This is a genomic window from Thermus sp. FJN-A, from assembly GCF_054655095.1.
Genome location: NZ_BAAHSC010000082.1, coordinates 1 through 471 on the forward strand (window position 1 = coordinate 1; position 471 = coordinate 471).

The following is a 471-nucleotide window of genomic DNA, read 5'->3' on the forward strand; positions in this document are numbered from 1 at the left end:
TTAGGGTCTCCGGGTGGACGGCCAGGACCAGGGTGGCCACCTCGGCGAAGGCCACCAGCCAGGGGACCACACTGGGGGTGAGGCCCGTGGCGTCGTCCACGACGAGGGTGACGGGGTTCACCCCTTCGGGGCGCTTGAGGGCCTTGAGGAGGCTCCTCGCCTTCTCCTCGTTCCCCGGGTAGCGCCTCTGCCAGGCCTTGAGGTCGGCCTCGAGGTCCCTCCCCCGCCCCACCCCGTCCACCGGGATTCCGGCGTCCCAAAGCCCCCGGAAGAGGTCCTTCAGGAAGGTCCCGAAGGGGGCCACCCGCTCCGTCCACACCACGGGGGCCCAGGCCTCGAGGGCGGGGAGGAGCTCCCTGAGGAGCGCCGTCTTCCCGTACCCCGGCGGGGCGGAGAGCACCACCCCCCTCCCGGCCCGCACCGAGAGGAGGACCGCCCGCCCCTCCTCCTTCCGGCCCACGAACATACTTA

1 protein-coding gene is annotated in these 471 nt (G+C 72.4%); it reads right to left on the reverse strand.

The window, feature by feature from the left end; genetic code table 11:
• Positions 1 to 471 (reverse strand): AAA family ATPase (locus ACYQ0J_RS00435; RefSeq protein WP_460170250.1); only part of this gene is annotated, 471 nt, incomplete at both ends.